The organism is Glaciimonas sp. Gout2, from assembly GCF_035018905.1.
Classification (GTDB): domain Bacteria; phylum Pseudomonadota; class Gammaproteobacteria; order Burkholderiales; family Burkholderiaceae_D; genus Glaciimonas.
In genome coordinates this window covers 168,406-187,463 of the sequence record NZ_JASJXA010000001.1, presented here as the reverse complement: position 1 = coordinate 187,463, position 19,058 = coordinate 168,406, and the positions used below count along the sequence as shown (strand labels likewise).

Genomic DNA, 19,058 nt, shown 5'->3' with positions numbered 1-19,058 from the left:
TAAAGCAAGTATCTTGTTCTTCAATTCTGCATTTTCTTGGGTACACTGTACGTAAGAGATTATAGATTTAGAAAATAGATTTTAAGCTAGCAATTCGATAACTAGAAAAATAAAATGACAACAGCCTTTTATACGCATCCCGATTGTAAATTGCATGAAATGGGGGAATGGCATCCGGAGTCTCCGCAGCGGTTGCAAGCCATTGAAGATCAGTTGATATCCAGTCGTATTTCACAGTTACTGGATTATCGAGACGTCCCAAATGTCGCCGAGGCCAGTCTGGTAGCGGCTATCGAACGCGTGCATAGTCCTGAAGCAATCGAACTGGTGCGGGCCAATGCATTGGCTTTGGCTAAAAGCGGCGTGGCCCACTATCCGCTTGATGCAGATACTTTTCTTAATAAATATAGCTGGCAAGCGGCCTTGCGCGCTGTGAGCGCAGCGCTGACAGCGACTGATGCCGTCATCGCTGGCGAACTCGATAACGCTTTTTGTTCGGTCCGACCACCGGGTCACCACGCCACCAGCGCGGCTCCGATGGGGTTTTGCATGTTCAATAACGTCGCGATTGCCGCCCGCCATGCGCTCGAAGTGCATGGTTTAGAGCGTGTAGCGATTATTGATTTCGACGTGCATCACGGCAACGGCACTGAACAGGCTTTCCTGGACGACCCACGGGCGCTGATGGTCAGCTTCTTCCAACATCCGTTTTATCCGTTCAGTGGCATCGAAGCGGCACCTGCGCATATCATCAACGTGCCCGTTCCTGCATATTCCGGCGGCGACGTCGTGCGAAAGTTGGTGACCGAGCAATGGTTACCGGCGCTGCACGCGCACCAGCCACAAATGCTGTTTATTTCGGCAGGATTTGACGCCCATCGCGAAGACGATATGGGGCAAATGTCGCTAGTGGAGGCGGATTATGCGTGGATCACTCAGCAAATGACGCAAGTGGCAAAACAGTACGCGCAAGGGCGAATAGTCAGCTGCCTTGAGGGGGGCTATCATTTGTCGGCGTTAGGGCGTAGTGTTGTTGCTCATTTGAAAGTATTGGCTGAGCTAGAATAATCTGCGAAAACCGTTGTTTGTGGCACAAGTTCGTGATGATTCCGCAGGGAAGTCCGTACAATAGCGGTTTATTTTCGTCAGACAAGAAAACGCATGTCCATACAATGGTTCCCCGGCCACATGAACGCTGCCCGCAAAAAGGCGGCGGAAGCCATGGAAAAGGTCGATATGATCATCGAAGTGCTGGATGCCCGCATTCCGCAGGCCAGCTGTAATCCGATGATCGAGCAACTGCGACTGTTTCGTCAGCGTCCTTGCCTCAAAATCCTGAACAAAAGTGATCTTGCGGACCCGGTTGCAACACAGACCTGGATCAACCATTACAACAGCCAAAAAGATGTCAATGCTGTCGCGCTAAGCTGCAAGAAGCCATCTGATGTGTTGAAAGTGCCGGGTTTGGCGCTGGCGCTGGCGCCACATCGTGGCACACCGCTGAAACCGCTGCGGATGATGATCATGGGCATTCCTAACGTCGGAAAATCGACATTAATGAATGCATTGCTGAAAAAGCGCGTTGCCGCAGTCGGCGATGAACCTGCTGTCACCAAAGTACAGCAGCGTTTGTACCTCAACAAAAACATGGTCCTGATCGATACGCCAGGTATGCTATGGCCCAAGATTGCGTTGCCAAGCGATGGCATGATGTTGGCCGCTAGCCATGCAGTCGGCGTCAATGCACTCATCGAAGAAGAAGTCGCAACCTATCTCGCCGACGTCTTATTGCAGCGCTATCCCGAGTTGGTAGCGGCGCGGTTCGGCATGAAAATCACCGACACCACCGACGGCGTGGATGTAATTGAAGGTGTGGCAATTCGTCGCGGTTATCGTCTCAAAGGCGGTGGCTATGATATTGAAAAAGCCGCAAACACGCTGTTGCAAGATTTTCGTACCGGCGCGCTGGGACGTATCTCGCTGGAAACGCCACTAAGCCGCGCAGACAGCCTCGCACAACATGCGCAAGAGCTTCTGGAAAAGCAACAAGCCAAGGATGACATCATCGCCGCGGCAGAAGCTGAAGAACGCTTTTATAATCCGCCTCGGGATGTACCTGAATCGTAATGGATAGATGCCAAATGATAGGGTTGGTTATTTCTACCGGCCCTGTCTGGTTGTCAAACATGCGGGTGATCGTGAGGGCGCGCTTTGAGGATAATTACGCGCAGTCACGGTAACGGGTCTAGTTTGTGGCAAAGACTTGGCCCGTTACGCGAACCGAAACCATTCTGTTTGCCAGTGGAACACTGCACCATCTCGCTTCGCCAGAGTCGTTACTACTAGTTTGCCAGCGTAATCATCCTCCTCAGTCGCCGGTTCTCCTCTTCACACTCCTCATCCTCTTTATTAGAGACGCCTCAGTGCTATCGAATTTAGATCGTCATTTGTACACGGTTGCGTGTTATCTCGCTTGCGTCGAATATTTAAAGCACAAAAATGCAGGGGCAGTAATGGACGGTGAGCTAAATAAAATGCCGACCTCAAATTGGAGATTGTGGCGTTTTCAATGGAGCTTTTTTCTTTTAACTGTTGGCGCTAGGTGCAATCAACTAGCTATAGCTTGGTGGGCGCTCAAGGAAACCGGTTCTGTCAGTTTTTTTTCGATAATAATAGCCTGCACCATTGGTGCTGAGGTACTAGCTAAACCTTTGTTGGGCTGGACCGGAGATCGTTATCCGAAAATGAAAATAGTCCGTGTTTGCAATGTTTTATCAATGACTGGTGCTGCTGGACTGTTGATACTTTCGTTCCTTGATCATTTTTCAGCAATTCTAGTAACAATGGCGATGATGGTTCTTGGAGTGGCAGTCGGGATTAGAGATCCAATCCAATCAAGTATTATTCCGCAGCTAGCATCTCCCGGCAGGGCTAGCGCGGCTTTCAATCAGAAAGCATTATTGTCATCTATTGCAATGCTTCTGGGGCCGGCTATTGCTGGATTACTTGTATCCACATTTGGGGTAGTACAAGCCTTGAGCATTGATTTGATTATTATCGTTGCTGCCCTAATCATGATATGCAAGTTCAATGTAGATGAGTCAGCAACGACAGGCCGAACTATTGCAGACGTGGACAAAGTACCATTCATTACTCCTTGGCATGTACTAATTAGTTCCGGGTTTAAGGTCGTTTTTAAGGTGAAAATGGAGTTCTATCTTGCCTTGCTCGCAATGATGATAAATCTGGTGCTTTTTCCCTTTTTTGCTGTAATAGTTCCATTCTACGTGCAAGAGACTGTTCATCTTCCTGCTTGGTATATAGGATTGCTAGATTGCTCATTTGGGATTGGCATTTTGCTGGCAAGTAGAATAATGGCACGATTGGCCAGGCAACGTCTATTTAGAGACCATCTGATAATGGCAGGGTTCGGACTACTTGGTCTGAATTTATTAGCCGTTGGATTCAGCTTTGCGCCTTTTGTTTTACCAATCTTTTTTATTTTAGGCGGGATGGGATTAATTTTCATTAATGTGAACACATCAATGGTCAGAACCTTAGCAACACCTGCGGAGTTTAGAAATCGAATGGCGGCTACCGTGTCATTTTTCTCATCATTGGCGATCCCAATAGGCAGCCTGATTATGGGCTTTGCGATAAGCAACTATGGAGTAGAAGCAACATCTAAAATTACAGGAATGGCTATATTAGTGCTGATGTTTGGTGTGGCAATCATCCCGAATATTCGCCTATTTATGAGAATGTCAGAAGATGAACTTGATGAGGCTTATAGTCGAATATATCCAGCTGCTTTTCAATGACTTTGCATTTATCGACATACAGAGGCGCGGGACAGCGGATACCGCTTGTAAGTGTTTACTATCCCGCCCGCTTAATCAGCTCTTCAACATACATCGCAAATAATTCGCGCCCATCCTGACCAAACATCCTAATGCGCCCTGTGTGCGTCAACAGCAGCAAGCCGACGCAATGGCCGAACAGGGCGGTGGTTTCTCTGGCGGCTAGCGCATCCGAACATCCCAATTCTTGAAGACCTGTCGCGACACCGCTTAACGCATCCTGCAGACGTTGATTCAGATGCTCGTTGAGTGCTGGCGTGAGGCCGAGCGGTTTCATTTCCTGGAAAAAATAGAATCCTAAATCGAGTTCTCTTGGATTTTTCAGATAGAAATCGTAAAACGCCATGGCGTCGTGGGATACGCGCCTGGCTGCGGGAAGGTCGTGTTGATGGCCTTCGTGGACCGCTGAATTGAGCTGCTCGAGCGATTGCTTGAGCAGGTCGCCGTATATTTCTTCCTTGTTTTCGTAATGATTATAGATGGCGCTTGCGGTGTAACCTGCCTCGCTGGCAATGGCGCGGACATTTGCTTTCAACAGGCCATCTTTTTCGAATACCCGCCGCGCTGCTTGCAAAATCATCTGACGTTTTAAATCATTTACTGCGCGCAAACGTACCGCGCTGGGTTTGTCCGTTTTTTTTGCTGTGACCACGTCGAAGTCCAATGAAGCATCATTCGCACCGTTGTCAGTGTTCTCACTGTTGTTAATCGGGTTTGAAATCGATGCGACCGGCAATATTTTCATGTTTGTTGGCTTATTCATGAAAGAAGTTTATCACGTGAAAGACCGTTATGTGAATGCTTGACTTTAAAATGAACAGCGTTCATATTAATGATCATTACTCAAAAATGAAAGAAATATCATGTTGATGTCTTCTGCTGAATATCGCGACTCGCTCCGCAGTTACAAGCCAACTGTGTATGTCAATGGCCGGTTGGTCGAGTCTGTTGCCGATGAGGCGGCGTTTCTGCCGGGCATTAACGCGCTCGGGGTGACGTATGATTATGCGTTGGAAGAGAAGTACGCTCCGATCATGTTGGCCAAACAGCACACCTCGAGCAAGCAAGTTAACCGGATGCTACACATCAACACCAGCAGTGGAGATTTGCTCAACAAGCTGGAAGCGGTGCGTCTCTTATGCCAAGAGACCGGATGCGCGCAGCGCTATTTGGCGCATGACGCATTAAATGCGATTTACCAGGTAACGCATCGGATCGATGCCGACAAAGGCACCACTTACGGGCAACATTTTCTCAACTATTTGCATGACGTGCAGGACCGCGATCTGTCGTTGGGCATTGCTATGACGGACGCTAAAGGTGACCGTAGCAAGAAGCCGCATGAGCAAGCTAATCCCGATAGCTACGTGCATATAGTTGAACGCACTGCGAAAGGGATCGTGATTTCCGGTACCAAAGCGATTGTGACTGGCGCGCCTTATATGCACGAATTTCTGGTCATGCCGTGTCGGAATATGACGGAGCAAGATGCTGAGTTCGCTGTATGTTGTGCGGTCCCTTGCGATGCGCCAGGATTGACCATTGTGGCCCGTCCTGCCGGCCGTCCGGGCGAAAAGGCGGCACTGTTTAGCAACAAATTTGGACAATCTACCGGCGTCGTGATTTTCGATAAAGTTTTTGTTCCGTGGGAGCGGGTGTTTTACGCTGGTGAATGGGAACATTCCGGTTATATGACCTATAACTACGCCACGCATCATCGCCATAGTTGCATTGGTGCGCGTGCTGGCTTTGGCGATTTGCTGATCGGCGCTGGTGCGCTGATGTGCGAAGCGAATGGCTTTGATCCGGGTAAAGAAAATCATTTGCGTGAACAAATGGTGGAACTGATCAAGATAACCGAAGGTTTTTACGCCTGTGGCGTAGCGTCGTCGGTCTATGCCAAGATGGATGCGGGATCGCAGAGTTTTGTGCCTGATCCAGTATTTTCCAACATCGGCAAGTTGTTATTATCGACCCAAATTTACGACATGCATCGCATCGCGCATTACGTTTCTGGCGGGCTGATTGTCGCCTTGCCGGGACCGGATGAAGATCATAATCCAGCGACCGCTGCATCGCTTGCCGAGGTATTGCGCGCCAATCCGGACGTGCCTTACGAAAAGCGGATTCAGACTGCGCGTTTTATCGAGGACCTAACCGCATCCTATCAGGGAGGATGGTATTCGGTCATCAGCTTGCATGGCGGTGGATCGCCCGCAGCGATGAAACAGGAAATTTATCGTAATTATCCCATCGGTAGCAAGGTGGAATTGGTTGAGCGATTGCTGGATCGTGGTTTGGTGGATGAACCGGGACGTGCGATTACCGCAAACAAGCAGCCGGGAAAATGTTGCGATACAGGCTGTACGCCGCCAGGAAAGGCCGTCATGGTGGACATGCCATTGACGACTAAACGATTGGAAAACGAGTGACTTTAGCGGCCTTCTGCGTGGACGGTTTGAGTGAACCGCGCATGAAGGATGCGTATGCGCGCTACGCTAAATATTGAAGGGTAGGGTGTGTAGCTGAAATGCCGGTCCAGTATTGCCAACTAATGACAACTCAACCACCGGCGGTCACCCAGCGAAGATGGCATGAATGCACATCAACTTCGCTGGCGTTAAAAGCGACCTACTTACCAGGACGGAATGACCGAACTTTTGTATCGCTCTAAAACGTATTGTTTCACTTCAGGGCTATGGTAAGCCTTCAGCAACTTGGCGACCCAAGGCTTGTTTTTATCTTCTGTACGTACTGCGATGACGTTGGCATACGGGCCACGGGCGGCTTCGATTGCGATGCCGTCTTTGGTTGGGCTAAGGCCTGCTTTTTCTGCAAAATTGCCGTTAATAGCAGCTGCGTCAAGGTCATCTAACGAACGCGGCAATTGCGCTGCATCGATTTCGACAATCTTCAATTTCTTTGGATTTTCAGCAATATCCAGCGGTGTCGCTTGTAGTCCTGCGCCCGCTTTCAGTTTCAATAATCCTTGCGCTTGCAACAACAGCAATGCGCGGCCACCGTTGGTTGGGTCGTTCGGAATACCAATACGTGCACCGACCTTTAGGTCTTTTGGCGACTTGATTTTTTTCGAGTAAAGACCCATTGGGAACGTAATGGTGTAGCCGACGTTGCTCAATTTGTAACCACGATCCTTGATTTGCGCTTCCAGATACGGTAAATGTTGATAGCTGTTTGCATCAAGATCACCAGCCGCCAATGCAGCATTTGGCTGGATGTAATCGCTGAATTCAACAATTTGAATAGTCAGGCCATCTTTGGCAGCTATTTTTTTGACCACTTCCAGAATTTCTGCGTGCGGACCGCCGGTCGCACCGATCTTGATCGGCTTGTCCTGCGCCAGGACAGGAGTCGATACCAAGCTGGCGATGACGCTCAAGCCAGCAAAAAATTGGACTAATTGACGTCGGTTCATTTCTTTCTATCCTTTTGTAAATGGGCTTGTAGGTATCCGATTTTGTCAGAAACTTTACTTGCATTGGGTATTGATGATTGAATGCGGGTATTGCGTGAAGACAGAGATTTTACCAACGGCTATATCAACGGCTATAGCGATGGCTATAGCGATGGCCATTCAGCCTATCCAGACTGCATTATTTAAAAATGATCACCGATACTATTTGTGACTCAAGCGGCGTACAAGAACATCGCCTAAAGTTTGAACCAACTGCACAAACACAATCAAAATCAGTACGACGGCAAGCATGACTTCGGGCAAAAAGCGCTGGTAGCCATACCGAATTCCTAAATCGCCGAGACCGCCGCCGCCAATCGCGCCAGCCATCGCCGAATAGCCAACCAAGCTGACAAACGTAATCGTCAGCCCGGCAATAATACCGGCGAATGCTTCCGGGATCAGCACTTTATAGACGATTTGCCAGGTGGATGCGCCCATCGCCTGTGCCGCTTCAATCAAACCGCGATCCACTTCACGTAGCGCCGTTTCGACCAGTCGGGCGACGAAAGGGGCTGACGCCAGGGTCAGTGGCACAATTGCTGCCGCAGTGCCGATTGATGTGCCAACAAAAAAACGGGTAAAGGGAATGACTGCCACCAGCAAAATGATAAACGGCGTTGAACGGACCGCATTGACGATCAATCCGGCAATACGGTTAAATGCCAGATTCGGCAGCACACCATCGCGACCGGTCAGGTGCAACGCAATCCCTAATGGAATGCCTAGCACCGCGCCCAGAACGCCGGAAATGCCGACCATCATCAAGGTCTCGCCGAACGACGATAGGAATAGACTGAGCATTTCAGATGACATGGTTTAACTCCTCCACGGTAACGCCTTGCGCGCTTAAATAAGTCATGGCGGCAGCGATATTGTCGCCGCTACCATTGGCTAAAATTGCCAGAGAACCAAATGCCTGGCCTTGAATTTCATCAATCTGACCGTGCAATATGCTGAAGTCCAGATTGAATTTGCGCACGACTTCGGACAGCAACGGTTGATCCACGCTATCTCCGGTAAAGGCAAGCCGGAACAGATGGTCAGTGCCGTCAGCCGCATCGCTGCGCGCCAGGCGCGCACGCAAGCGTTGTAGCACGCCAGCGGGCAGATCTTGCGCAATCACGTCACCGATCATGGCGCGGGTCACAGGATGCTTAGGGGAGCGGAAAATATCGATGACTTCGCCATGCTCTATCACTTCACCAGCTTCCATAACGGCCATCCGGTCGCAGATCATCTTGATGACTTCCATCTGATGCGTGATCAGCACAATCGTCAGACCAAGCTCCTGATTGATTTTGCGTAATAATTCCAGAATCGAACGCGTCGTTTCAGGATCAAGTGCAGAAGTCGCCTCATCCGATAACAATACTTTCGGCGCATTTGCAAGCGCGCGCGCAATGCCAACGCGCTGTTTCTGACCGCCGCTAATCTGTGCCGGATAGCGATCTTTTAACGCTGTCAGGCCGACCAGTTCCAGCAATGGTGTCACTTTTTTGCTGATTTCGGCTTTTGACAAACCTGCAAGTTCCAGCGGTAGCGCGATGTTGTCATAGACCGAGCGGGACGATAGCAAATTAAAATGCTGAAATATCATCCCGATTTCACGCCGTGCTGCCCTTAGATCGGTGGCGTTTAACGCAGTTAAATCTCGGCCATCAACAATGATATTGCCCGAAGTAGGTCGATTGAGAAGATTAAGCGTACGCACAAGCGTACTTTTACCAGCCCCGCTACGACCAATAATCCCAAAAATTTCGCCCTTGTTAATCGTCAGATCAACATTGCGCACTGCATCTACCGGCCCATTACTGCCTTCGAATCGCTGAGTTACTGCTTGTATTTTTATCATTTCGGAATAAAAAAAGGCAGCTGACTGCCCCAACTTCGACAATCCGCCGCCAATATAATTTTTATGTAAGTGCTTATTTTATAAGGATTTTGTCTTCCGGCAAAGTATCTTTTAGGTATTCCCATATTACCCAACCGCATAAGTGTCGGACCTACGCAAAAACGCCCCAGCTGCTTTGTGCTTTTCTTGCCGCCAACGTGGCCCGGCACTCGCGTGCTGTCTGCGTCGGCACGCCTTGCTGGGACGGTTTTGCGTAGGTCCTGCGTACTCGGTTCAGTAACAGCCTCTCAGGGGCTTGGTGTTCTGTAGCTTTCATCGAGATTAAACCAGCAAACGCAAAAAAGCCCGCAAAAAGCGGGCTTCATATCCAAAGCAACCATCCACCCTCAACAAAATAAAGAAGATGATACAGCGACTCTGTGGGATCGCTGAGAACCGTAGCGAGCGCCGTAAGGTTGTAGCCGAGAAGCGCAGCCGTACGCAGGTACGGCGAGCATCGCAGACTACAAGATTACGGTGCGCAGTAGGTTATCAACGATCAATCTCACTACATCATGCCGTCCATGCCACCCATGCCGCCCATACCACCCATACCACCAGGCATACCACCACCTGATTTGTCGTCTGGTAATTCAGCGATCATTGCGTCAGTTGTCAGGATCAGGCCAGCAACAGAAGCAGCGTTTTGCAATGCTGAACGTGTTACTTTTGCTGGATCAAGAACACCCAGCTCAACCAAGTCACCGTAAGTACCGTTAGCAGCGTTGTAACCGTAGTTACCTGTGCCAGCCAATACTGCATTGATGACAACCGATGGCTCGTCGCCTGCGTTAAATACGATTTGACGCAATGGCTCTTCAACTGCGCGCAGCACGATTTTGATACCAGCATCTTGATCGGCGTTGTCGCCTTTCAGATCTTTAACGTTAGCACGTGCGCGCAAGAAAGCAACGCCGCCGCCAGGAACAACGCCTTCTTCAACTGCAGCGCGCGTAGCGTGCAATGCATCTTCAACGCGTGCTTTCTTTTCTTTCATTTCGACTTCAGTAGCTGCGCCGACTTTGATCAGTGCAACGCCGCCAGCCAACTTGGCAACACGTTCTTGCAACTTTTCACGGTCGTAGTCAGAGCTTGCTTCTTCGATTTGGGCGCGGATTTGCTTAACGCGTCCTTCGATCGAGATTGCTTCGCCAGCGCCATCGATAATGATAGTGTTTTCTTTGCTGATTTCGATACGTGCAGCTTGGCCTAGTTCTGCCAATGTTACTTTTTCCAATGTCAGGCCGACTTCTTCAGCAATCACTTGACCACCGGTCAGGATAGCGATGTCTTCCAGCATTGCTTTACGACGATCACCAAAGCCTGGTGCTTTAACAGCAGCAGTTTTTAGGATGCCGCGGATGTTATTGACGACCAAAGTTGCCAGTGCTTCGCCTTCGACGTCTTCTGCAATGATCAGCAGCGGACGGCCCGACTTAGCGACTTGCTCCAATACCGGAAGAAGATCACGGATGTTAGAGATTTTTTTGTCGAACAACAGAACGTAAGGCTGTTCCAGAGCAACAACTTGTTTTTCTTGGTTGTTGATGAAATATGGTGACAAATAGCCACGGTCGAATTGCATACCTTCGACGATGTCTAGTTCGTTTTCCAGTGACTTACCATCTTCAACAGTGATAACGCCTTCTTTACCGACTTTGTCCATTGCCTTAGCAATGATTTCACCGATGTCGGTGTCGGAGTTAGCTGAAATCGAACCAACTTGTGCGATTTCTTTGCTAGTAGTCGTTGGCTTAGCCAATGCTTTGATTTCAGCAACGATGGCGACAACAGCTTTGTCGATACCGCGCTTCAGGTCAGTTGGGTTGAAACCGGCTGCAACATACTTGAAACCTTCGCGCACGATAGCTTGTGCTAACACGGTTGCAGTAGTAGTACCGTCACCAGCGTTATCTGAAGTCTTGGAAGCAACTTCTTTAACCAGTTGCGCGCCCATGTTTTCCAGCTTGTCTTTCAGTTCGATTTCTTTAGCAACTGAAACACCATCTTTAGTAACGGTAGGAGCACCGAAGCTACGCTCCAGAACCACGTTACGGCCTTTAGGGCCCAGAGTGACTTTAACTGCGTTGGCTAGAATATTGACGCCATTAACGATCTTGGCACGTGCATCATCACCAAAAATTACTTGCTTTGCTGCCATGTTGATTCTCCTGAATACGGTTGAATGTAGAGCGTAGAGATCGAAGCGGCCTTATTGCGAAAATTGCAATGGGCTTCGATCAATCTGAACTATGAATTACTTACCTTCGACGATAGCGAAGATGTCTTCTTCGCGCAAAATCAGTAGTTCCTGGCCATCGACCTTTACTACCTGACCTGCATATTTGCCGAAAAGAACGCGCTCACCGACTTTAACTGCCATCGGGCGAACTTTGCCGTCTTCCAGAATCTTGCCGTTACCAATAGCCAATACTTCACCTTGATCAGGCTTTTCGGCTGCTGCCTCTGGCAGAACAATACCTGATGCAGTTTTTGTTTCAACATCTAGACGCTTAACGACGAGGCGGTCATGCAAAGGACGAAGATCCATGTGTAACTCCTTCAAAATTCAACAAGTTATAATTTTTGCAGCAACATTGCAGCAACGACTGCACCGATTAGTTTGGCTTTTACAATGTGCCGCACAGAAAAAGTGACTAGGTCAGGGAGATTGTTAGCACTCTCACCTAACGAGTGCTAAGTATAGGGGTGGTTAGTTGATTTTTCAAGAGTGATGTTCTGTACTCTCTTTTTTATTTACCAAAGCCGCTACAATTAATCACAGGCGGCGATATTAATTTTTTGTCAATAAAAATACAAAGAGGTTTTGTTACAAGGGAATCTTGTCGTGAAAGCAGGGTTGCCGCTATGATGATCTGGCATGAACGTTTGGGCGTGGTCTCCAAATCTGCCACTTCTATTTTTAAGGTCTTAAAGAATGCGTATTCGTAATCTGGTTTTTCATACTCATCCACGTCTGGTGCTCGCTGTGATCTTTGGTGGCGTCATCTGGGCACTCTTGCCGAATGGGTCGACCATTACCCGTGGGCTCATCAGCTGGAACGCCGGTGTGTGGGGATATCTGATCGCCATCTGGTGGATGATGGTGAGAGCTGGATCGGCACAAGTTAAAAAGCGGGCCGCGATTGAGGACGAAAACGACAGTATGATCCTGATGTTGATTTGCATTGCGGCGATGGCCAGTATCGCCGCGGTCGTTTTTGGGTTGTCTCAGGCCAAGGACTTTTTGCCGGGGCCGAAGGAAGTCCGCTATCTATTTACTGGATTGACCGTTCTCGGATCGTGGTTTCTGGTTGGCACCATGTTCACCTTGCACTATGCGCGACTGTTTTATAGTTCTGGTATTGGACCGGCACCTTTACGGTTTCCTGAGGGCGAAGAAAACCCCGATTATTGGGATTTTCTCTATTTTTCGTTCACATTAGCGGTGGCAGTACAAACCTCGGATGTGAGCGTCATGACCCGCTCAATGCGTAAGACAGTATTAGTGCAATCGATATTGACGTTTTTATTTAACTCGGCGATTCTCGGTTTGTCGATCAATATTGCTGCGGGTTTGATCTCCTAAGATTCTCACGAGCGTGGTGCAAAGAGTGTCCGAAAACACCGCATGTCGGGGACGCTTGGCCCACCATATCTCTCTACGGTGCCGGCATAAAAAAAAGCGGCCAGCAAATGCTGTCCGCCTTCTAGACGCTATTTCTATCGGCTTATTCTCAAGCCATTTTTAAGCCATCCTAAGCCATTCCTAAGCCCACTTTTTTACTGCCAGCCATACCGTTTGGCATACCAACCCTTCATCATCTGCGTCAGCACCGCATACGCACCCAATATCAGCAATAGCCATGGGAAGTAGCTCAGCGGCAGCGCTTGCAGTTTGAAGTAATGCGCCAAAGGCGACATCGGCAGCAAGATTCCAATCGCCATGATGATGACGGTCATGCTGATGAGCGCCCACGAAGCACGGCTTTGGAAGAACGGTATCTTGCGGGTCCGTATCATGTGTACGATCAACGTTTGCGACAGCAAGCCTTCAATAAACCAGCCCGACTGGAACAGGGTTTGGTGCTCGTTGGTATTGGCGCCAAATACGTACCATAGCAAGGCGAAAGTGGCGATGTCAAAAATCGAACTGATCGGACCAAAAAAGATCATGAAGCGACCGATTTCTTTCGGGTCCCAACGCTGTGGTTTTTCTAAGAATTCCTTATCCACATTGTCGAACGGAATCGTAATTTGTGAGATATCGTAAAGCAGATTTTGCACTAGCAAATGCAGCGGCAACATGGGCAAAAAGGGCAAAAATGCACTCGCTACCAGTACAGAAAAGACATTGCCGAAGTTGGAGCTGGCCGTCATCTTGATGTACTTCAGCATGTTCGCAAACGTCTTACGACCTTCCAGAACACCCTCTTCCAGCACCATCAAACTCTTTTCCAGCAGAATGATATCGGCTGCTTCTTTCGCGATATCGACCGCAGTATCGACCGAAATACCGATGTCTGCTGCGCGTAACGCAGGCGCGTCGTTGATGCCATCGCCCATGAAGCCGACCACGTGGCCGTTGTCATGCAGTCTACGCACGATACGTTCTTTATGCGTCGGACTGAGTTTGGCAAATACGGTGGTCTTTTCGACTGCAATCGCCAGGTCTGCGTCGCTCATATCTTCGACGTCAGAACCCAGCAACATGCCATCGACGGTCAGGCCAACCTGACGGCAAATTTTGGCCGTTACCAGTTGGTTGTCGCCAGTCAAAATTTTGACCGTCACGCCGTGTTTTTTCAATGCATCCAATGCGGGTTTGGTCGATTCCTTTGGGGGATCGAGGAAGGCAATGTAACCGATCAGCACCAAATCCGACTCGTCGGCCACGCCATAGACTTCCTTGGTCGGCGGCAAATCTTTAGCGGCCACCGCGACGACGCGTAAACCTTCTGCGTTGAGGCTGGCAGTAGTCTCGTGGATTTCTTTGAGAAGCTCAGCACTAAATGGCACTACCGTCCCGTTGTGGCGGGCGTGGGTACAAATGGAGACGATCTCTTCGACCGCGCCTTTGCAAATCAATTCATGATGATCCTCACGTTCGCTGACGACCACCGACATCCGGCGCCGCTGAAAATCGAACGGGATTTCATCAACCTTGCGGTACGCAGAAGCCAGCGCCATTTCGCGTTGCAGCTCGGCATGATCCAGGACCGCCACGTCAAGCAGGTTTTTAAGGCCGGTTTGATAGTGACTATTCAGGTAAGCGTATTCCAACACCAAGTCATCCTGCTTACCTAGAATATCGGTATGCCGCTCCAGAAAAATTTTATCCTGGGTCAATGTGCCGGTTTTATCCGTACACAAGACATCCATCGCACCAAAATTTTGGATCGCATCCAGTCGTTTGACAATCACCTTCTTGCGCGAGAGTGCGACTGCACCCTTAGCCAGCGTCGAGGTGACAATCATCGGCAGCATTTCCGGCGTGAGACCAACCGCGACGGATAAGCCAAACAGAAACGCCTCAACCCAGTCTCCTTTGGTGAAGCCATTCAGAAAGAAGACAATCGGCGTCATCACCATCATGAAGCGAATCAATAGCCAGCTGACTTTATTGACACCAAGCTGAAACGCAGTCGGCGTGCGGTCGGTGGCGGTGACGCGTTCGGCCAGTGCGCCAAAATACGTTTGATTGCCGGTCGTGACGACAATCGCAGTCGCTGACCCGCTAATGACGTTGGTGCCCATGAAGCAAAGATTGTCCAGCTCCAGAGGATTGTTAGTTGCTTCACCGCGATGCTGTAGAAATTTTTCTACCGGTAGCGATTCGCCGGTCATGGCGGCTTGGCTGATAAACAAATCCTTGGCTGTCAGCAAACGCAAATCGGCTGGAATCATATCGCCAGCGGATAGTTGGACGATGTCGCCCGGAACCAGTTTTTTGATCGCCAGTTCAATTCGGCGCGCACCCTTTGGATGCAAAGTGACATCAAAATAGCGCAACGCTTCATCGGCAATATCGGAAACCAGATCATGGCGCAATACGGTTGCGGTATTACTGACCATTTCCTTCAACTTATCGGCTGCACTGTTTGAACGTGATTCCTGCACAAAGCGCATCAGCGTCGATAACACCACCATCGTCCCGATGACGACGGTGGCTTTCATGTCTTCGGTCGCAAACGATACCGCCGCCAGAACGGTCAGCAGAAGATTGAATGGATTCTTATAGCACTGCCATAAATGCGCCCACCACGGCAACGGCTTTTCATGCTCGACTTCGTTAGGGCCAACTACAAGCCGAATTGCATCAGCCTCGGAATCGGTCAGGCCATCAGTACGGCTTTTCAATTGTTCCAGCAAACTCGGTAGATCGGCCCGCGCAGCTTTGAGCAAATGCTGGGCTAGCGTTGGTGGCACTTCATTTGGGGTCGGCGTACTACTAAACATGTCGCTACTGAAGCGGCGGAAATGTCGGTCCATACCATGGGCATGAACAAACCTGACAAAGGAGTCTTTCAAGAGATTCAAATTCATAGCGTTATTTTTTCTATATAGAATTCTCGGCCGCGTTGATCTGTCCCGCCCAATCAGTTGGACTGCTATTGGGCACACGCGTGACTGCTCGCGCAATCGTGGCGTTTCAAGGTCATCACTAAAGTCTCCGATACTGCTAACCGATGGTGCGTTCTTTATGCCGCCGCAGATTTCTACGACTATGCATCTGACACCATTACTAAGGGCCAACACTTAACTGAAATTTTAGGGATTGCCTTATCAGGACTACTGGAATTACTTCCAACTCTTCACGGCCTGTCATTAATGTTAACGATATGCATATCGATATTGACGACATACAATCGACGACAGACGGGGCAAAAAAATCAAATCCTCCTACTGCAAAGGGTAAAACTGTAAAATTAACCGGTGATCTTTTAACGATAAAGATGATTGCCTGCGCGAGCATGTAAACTACTTCGCGATAGTAACGCCAACTGGGTATAAACCTTGCACCAAATTGATACTAACTTGGTACGCAATTGTCACCAGCGGGACTGTTGACGCAACATCGCTACCAACTGTTGTCGCTCACTATCGGCGTTTCGTCGGATGACGCGTCGTCGCAACGTCTCGCCAACACTCCACAGCGAGCGTCAACTCAGCGCTAATTGACGAAAACGCGGTCATGGCAATGCGTGAACGCAGAAACACACAAGCAATGCTGACGTAATTTAAGTAACTATCTTTATCGGGTAATGGAAATCTACGATCAAAGCAAACACATTCAAACACATTGTCTGCAAAGATCTTTGGGATACCATCATTCGCCAGCGGCGAGATGACGGCAGGGGAAGCCTGCGTTATCTTGCCGAGACGATGCCAGAACGGGTCTGGCAACAACTGTCACTCGAACAAGTGCCCATGAATGGGGCTCCATAAAATGAAAACAAGCGGATGGTAATCCTGCCACAAACGCCGGTCAAGAAAAAATTGTGCACCCCAGCATAAGAGCGCACTAAAAAGGTTTAATGCCGCGCATTATGTTGTTTTTAGTTAAGGTTGAGCGCCTGAAGGTGGGGATCACTGAAGGCTTATAAGTTAATTAAAACGCCACTTTAAGTCGCCTATTAAGGCATTGATGACGTCGACTGTCATATCAACGTCTTGCTTATTGCTTTTTGCAAACTATACTTAAAATATAATCAAAAGACGGAGACAGCCATGCAAAACTTCCTGATCGCTAATTTTCTTTTCTTTATCCCCATGGCGCTGTTCGGACTAATCTTATTTGCAGAAGTGCCGGTACACTCAAAAATCGCGCACGGCGGATTATGTACGGTTGGATTGGTTGTCGGCTCTGTCTTCGCATTCATCGTGCTTCAATTAATTAGTTCAATGATTTAGAAGGGGCAATTTTCACCGCGAAGGTGGACATGATCGGATAATCTGTCTAAATCCGATCGACTACTTAATATGGCGCGCTGACTGTTATGCGCGCTATGTTGCTATCCTTTTCTGAATTAAACTACATTGCGTAAGACGATTTCTCGCGTGCGCAAAATACACCGAAAAATACACTCATCACATCAAAAATGTTGATGCTCTGTTGTAAGCCCTCTCCAATAGGTCCTTTGTGTTGAGGATTTTTTAATTCTACCTCCGGGTCCAAAAATAGCATTTGCGCAGTTCTCTTACAACGCATCAATTGATCGCGTTGCATAGCATGGGATAATCACGCATGCGACCCCTCATTTCCCTCATTTCCTGAACTCCATGCCGAACAAATTCCGTACGATCCTCAGTGGTGCACTGCTTTTTTCGTCGCTCTTATTTTTTCCCTATTCAGTCAGTAACGCCCAGGATTTGGCATCTTCAGGTTTGCCTCGGTCGGTCACCGCCGCGCTTCAGGCAGCGGGTATTCCATCAGAAAATGCGGGAATTTACGTGCAAGAGGCCGCGGTCGGTGGCAAAGTGTTGGCTGCAAATAATATCAATACACCATTTAATCCTGCCTCCACGATGAAGCTGGTCACCACCGATGCCGCGCTCGAATTGTTAGGCCCGACGTTTAACTGGAAGACAGCGGCTTATACCGACGGGCAACAAATTGGCAATACTTTGCAGGGCGACCTGATTTTTAAGGGCAGCGGCGATCCTAAATTAGTGCTGGAAAATTTCTGGTTATTCCTGCGCCAAATCCGCGCCAAAGGTATTCGGGATATTCGCGGGAATGTCGTGCTGGACCGCAGCATTTTTGACGAGAACGTTTATGATCCATCTCAATTTGATGGCGACCCTTTAAAGCCGTATAACGTAGGTCCTGATGCTTTGTTGTTGAATTACAAGACATTGACGTTCCAATTTATGCAGGATGAATCAACCGGTCTGAACCGCGTCGTGGTCGATCCACCCATGGCCGGCTATCAAGTCATACCACCGCGCTTGGGCAAAGGCGCATGCGGCGACTGGCAAGGAAAGCTATTGGCCACTTTTGATGAAAAGGGCGCCAATTTTAGTGGCGCGTTGCCAGCATCGTGCGGTGATAAAACCTGGTATATCAATCCCTACACAATGAGTTCCAACGCCTATTTCGGCGCAGTATTTCGTCAAATGTGGAGTGACCTTGGTGGCACACTCAGCGGCACAGTCAAAACGGGCATTGTACCGGTTGGGACGCGGTTTATTGCCGAGTGGAATTCAGTGACCTTGCCGGAGGTGATTCGTGACATCAACAAATATAGCAACAACGTCATGGCGCGTCAGGTGTTGCTGACGATTGCCGCCGATATCCTGAAATTGCCTGCCACGCCAGAACGCGGTGCACGTGCGGTACAAAGCTGGCTTGCCAACAAGGGGATTGATGCGACTGATCTGGTGATCGAAAACGGTGCCGGTTTGTCCCGCAATGAACGCATCTCGGCACGCACGATGGGCCGCATTCTGGCCTCCGCCTATCAATCGCCGACCATGCCTGAGTTTATGTCTTCGATGCCATTGGTCGGTTTTGACGGCACCATGCGCAATCGACTGAAAGGGCAGGGCGTCGCCGGTCAGGCGCATGTAAAAACGGGCACGCTCAATGACGTTCGGGCGATTGCCGGTTACGTATTGGCAGCTTCCGGTAAATATTACGTAGTGGTCTGCCTAATCAATCACGGAAACGCATCGCGCGGGCAAGCGGCGCAGGATGCATTGCTGCAATGGGTTTATGAGAATGGTTGATTTGTGCATTACGGCTGATGCGGTGAGGTTTGATTGGTCGTTTTATGCGATAACGGCGAAGCGCGGAGAATTTTGTAACAAGACAAAATTTCTCCTC

At 49.2% G+C, this 19,058-nt stretch carries 14 protein-coding genes; 7 read left to right on the top strand and 7 right to left on the bottom strand.

Annotated features, from left to right (window positions below; all coding sequences use genetic code 11):
- The first annotated feature begins 114 nt into the window (after positions 1–114).
- The 3 genes from QN379_RS00820 to QN379_RS00810 all read left to right on the top strand — a co-directional run bounded on the left by QN379_RS00820 (position 115) and on the right by QN379_RS00810 (position 3,821).
- On the top strand, positions 115–1,068 hold the full coding sequence (locus tag QN379_RS00820) for a histone deacetylase family protein (RefSeq protein WP_322235869.1): 954 nt from the start codon (positions 115–117) through the stop codon (positions 1,066–1,068).
- A gap of 93 nt (positions 1,069–1,161) precedes the next feature.
- Positions 1,162–2,127, top strand: a complete 966-nt coding sequence (ylqF, locus tag QN379_RS00815; protein ID WP_322235871.1) for a ribosome biogenesis GTPase YlqF — start codon at positions 1,162–1,164, stop codon at positions 2,125–2,127.
- 386 nt (positions 2,128–2,513) lie between these two features.
- Positions 2,514–3,821: an MFS transporter gene (locus QN379_RS00810; protein WP_323505764.1), complete on the top strand. Its 1,308-nt coding sequence runs from the start codon at positions 2,514–2,516 to the stop codon at positions 3,819–3,821.
- 58 nt (positions 3,822–3,879) lie between these two features.
- Here the strand turns inward: QN379_RS00810 and QN379_RS00805 are convergent, their stop codons facing one another.
- The gene (locus QN379_RS00805; protein ID WP_322235874.1) at positions 3,880–4,623 is read right to left on the bottom strand and encodes a TetR/AcrR family transcriptional regulator; all 744 of its coding nucleotides are present in this window, start codon (positions 4,621–4,623) and stop codon (positions 3,880–3,882) included.
- A 100-nt stretch (positions 4,624–4,723) separates the two neighbouring features.
- Between QN379_RS00805 and QN379_RS00800 the strand changes: the two genes are divergently transcribed.
- A complete protein-coding gene (locus QN379_RS00800) occupies positions 4,724–6,292 on the top strand; it encodes a 4-hydroxyphenylacetate 3-hydroxylase family protein (RefSeq protein ID WP_322235876.1) in 1,569 nt (522 codons plus the stop codon).
- Positions 6,293–6,495: 203 nt separating this feature from the next.
- On the opposite strand, the gene QN379_RS00795 is transcribed toward QN379_RS00800, so the two are convergent.
- The 5 genes from QN379_RS00795 to QN379_RS00775 all read right to left on the bottom strand — a co-directional run bounded on the left by QN379_RS00795 (position 6,496) and on the right by QN379_RS00775 (position 11,780).
- Positions 6,496–7,296 (bottom strand): MetQ/NlpA family ABC transporter substrate-binding protein, encoded by an 801-nt coding sequence (locus QN379_RS00795; RefSeq protein WP_323505763.1) that lies wholly within the window; start codon positions 7,294–7,296, stop codon positions 6,496–6,498.
- A 201-nt stretch (positions 7,297–7,497) separates the two neighbouring features.
- Entirely contained in the window at positions 7,498–8,151 is a 654-nt protein-coding gene (locus tag QN379_RS00790) for a methionine ABC transporter permease (RefSeq protein ID WP_322235880.1), read from the bottom strand.
- On the bottom strand, positions 8,141–9,190 hold the full coding sequence (locus QN379_RS00785) for a methionine ABC transporter ATP-binding protein (protein WP_323505762.1): 1,050 nt from the start codon (positions 9,188–9,190) through the stop codon (positions 8,141–8,143). The genes QN379_RS00790 and QN379_RS00785 overlap by 11 nt, the downstream gene beginning before the upstream one ends.
- A gap of 547 nt (positions 9,191–9,737) precedes the next feature.
- Entirely contained in the window at positions 9,738–11,390 is a 1,653-nt protein-coding gene (gene groL / locus QN379_RS00780; protein ID WP_322235884.1) for a chaperonin GroEL, read from the bottom strand.
- A gap of 96 nt (positions 11,391–11,486) precedes the next feature.
- A complete protein-coding gene (locus QN379_RS00775; protein ID WP_322235886.1) occupies positions 11,487–11,780 on the bottom strand; it encodes a co-chaperone GroES in 294 nt (97 codons plus the stop codon).
- 387 nt (positions 11,781–12,167) lie between these two features.
- Here QN379_RS00775 and QN379_RS00770 point away from each other — a divergent pair, with 387 nt between their 5' ends.
- Positions 12,168–12,818, top strand: coding sequence for a DUF1345 domain-containing protein (locus QN379_RS00770; RefSeq protein WP_323505761.1), 651 nt, complete (start codon positions 12,168–12,170; stop codon positions 12,816–12,818).
- A 194-nt stretch (positions 12,819–13,012) separates the two neighbouring features.
- Here QN379_RS00770 and mgtA read toward each other — a convergent pair whose 3' ends face one another.
- Positions 13,013–15,775: a magnesium-translocating P-type ATPase gene (mgtA, locus tag QN379_RS00765; RefSeq protein ID WP_322235890.1), complete on the bottom strand. Its 2,763-nt coding sequence runs from the start codon at positions 15,773–15,775 to the stop codon at positions 13,013–13,015.
- Between the two features lie 1,185 nt (positions 15,776–16,960).
- On the opposite strand from mgtA, the gene QN379_RS00760 reads away from it, so the two are divergent.
- Both QN379_RS00760 and dacB read left to right on the top strand, forming a co-directional pair.
- Positions 16,961–17,143 carry a hypothetical protein gene (locus QN379_RS00760; RefSeq protein ID WP_322235892.1) on the top strand — a complete coding sequence of 61 codons (183 nt, stop codon included), beginning with the start codon at positions 16,961–16,963 and terminating at the stop codon, positions 17,141–17,143.
- Positions 17,144–17,512: 369 nt separating this feature from the next.
- Positions 17,513–18,961, top strand: coding sequence for a D-alanyl-D-alanine carboxypeptidase/D-alanyl-D-alanine-endopeptidase (gene dacB, locus QN379_RS00755; protein WP_322235894.1), 1,449 nt, complete (start codon positions 17,513–17,515; stop codon positions 18,959–18,961).
- Positions 18,962–19,058: the final 97 nt, after the last annotated feature.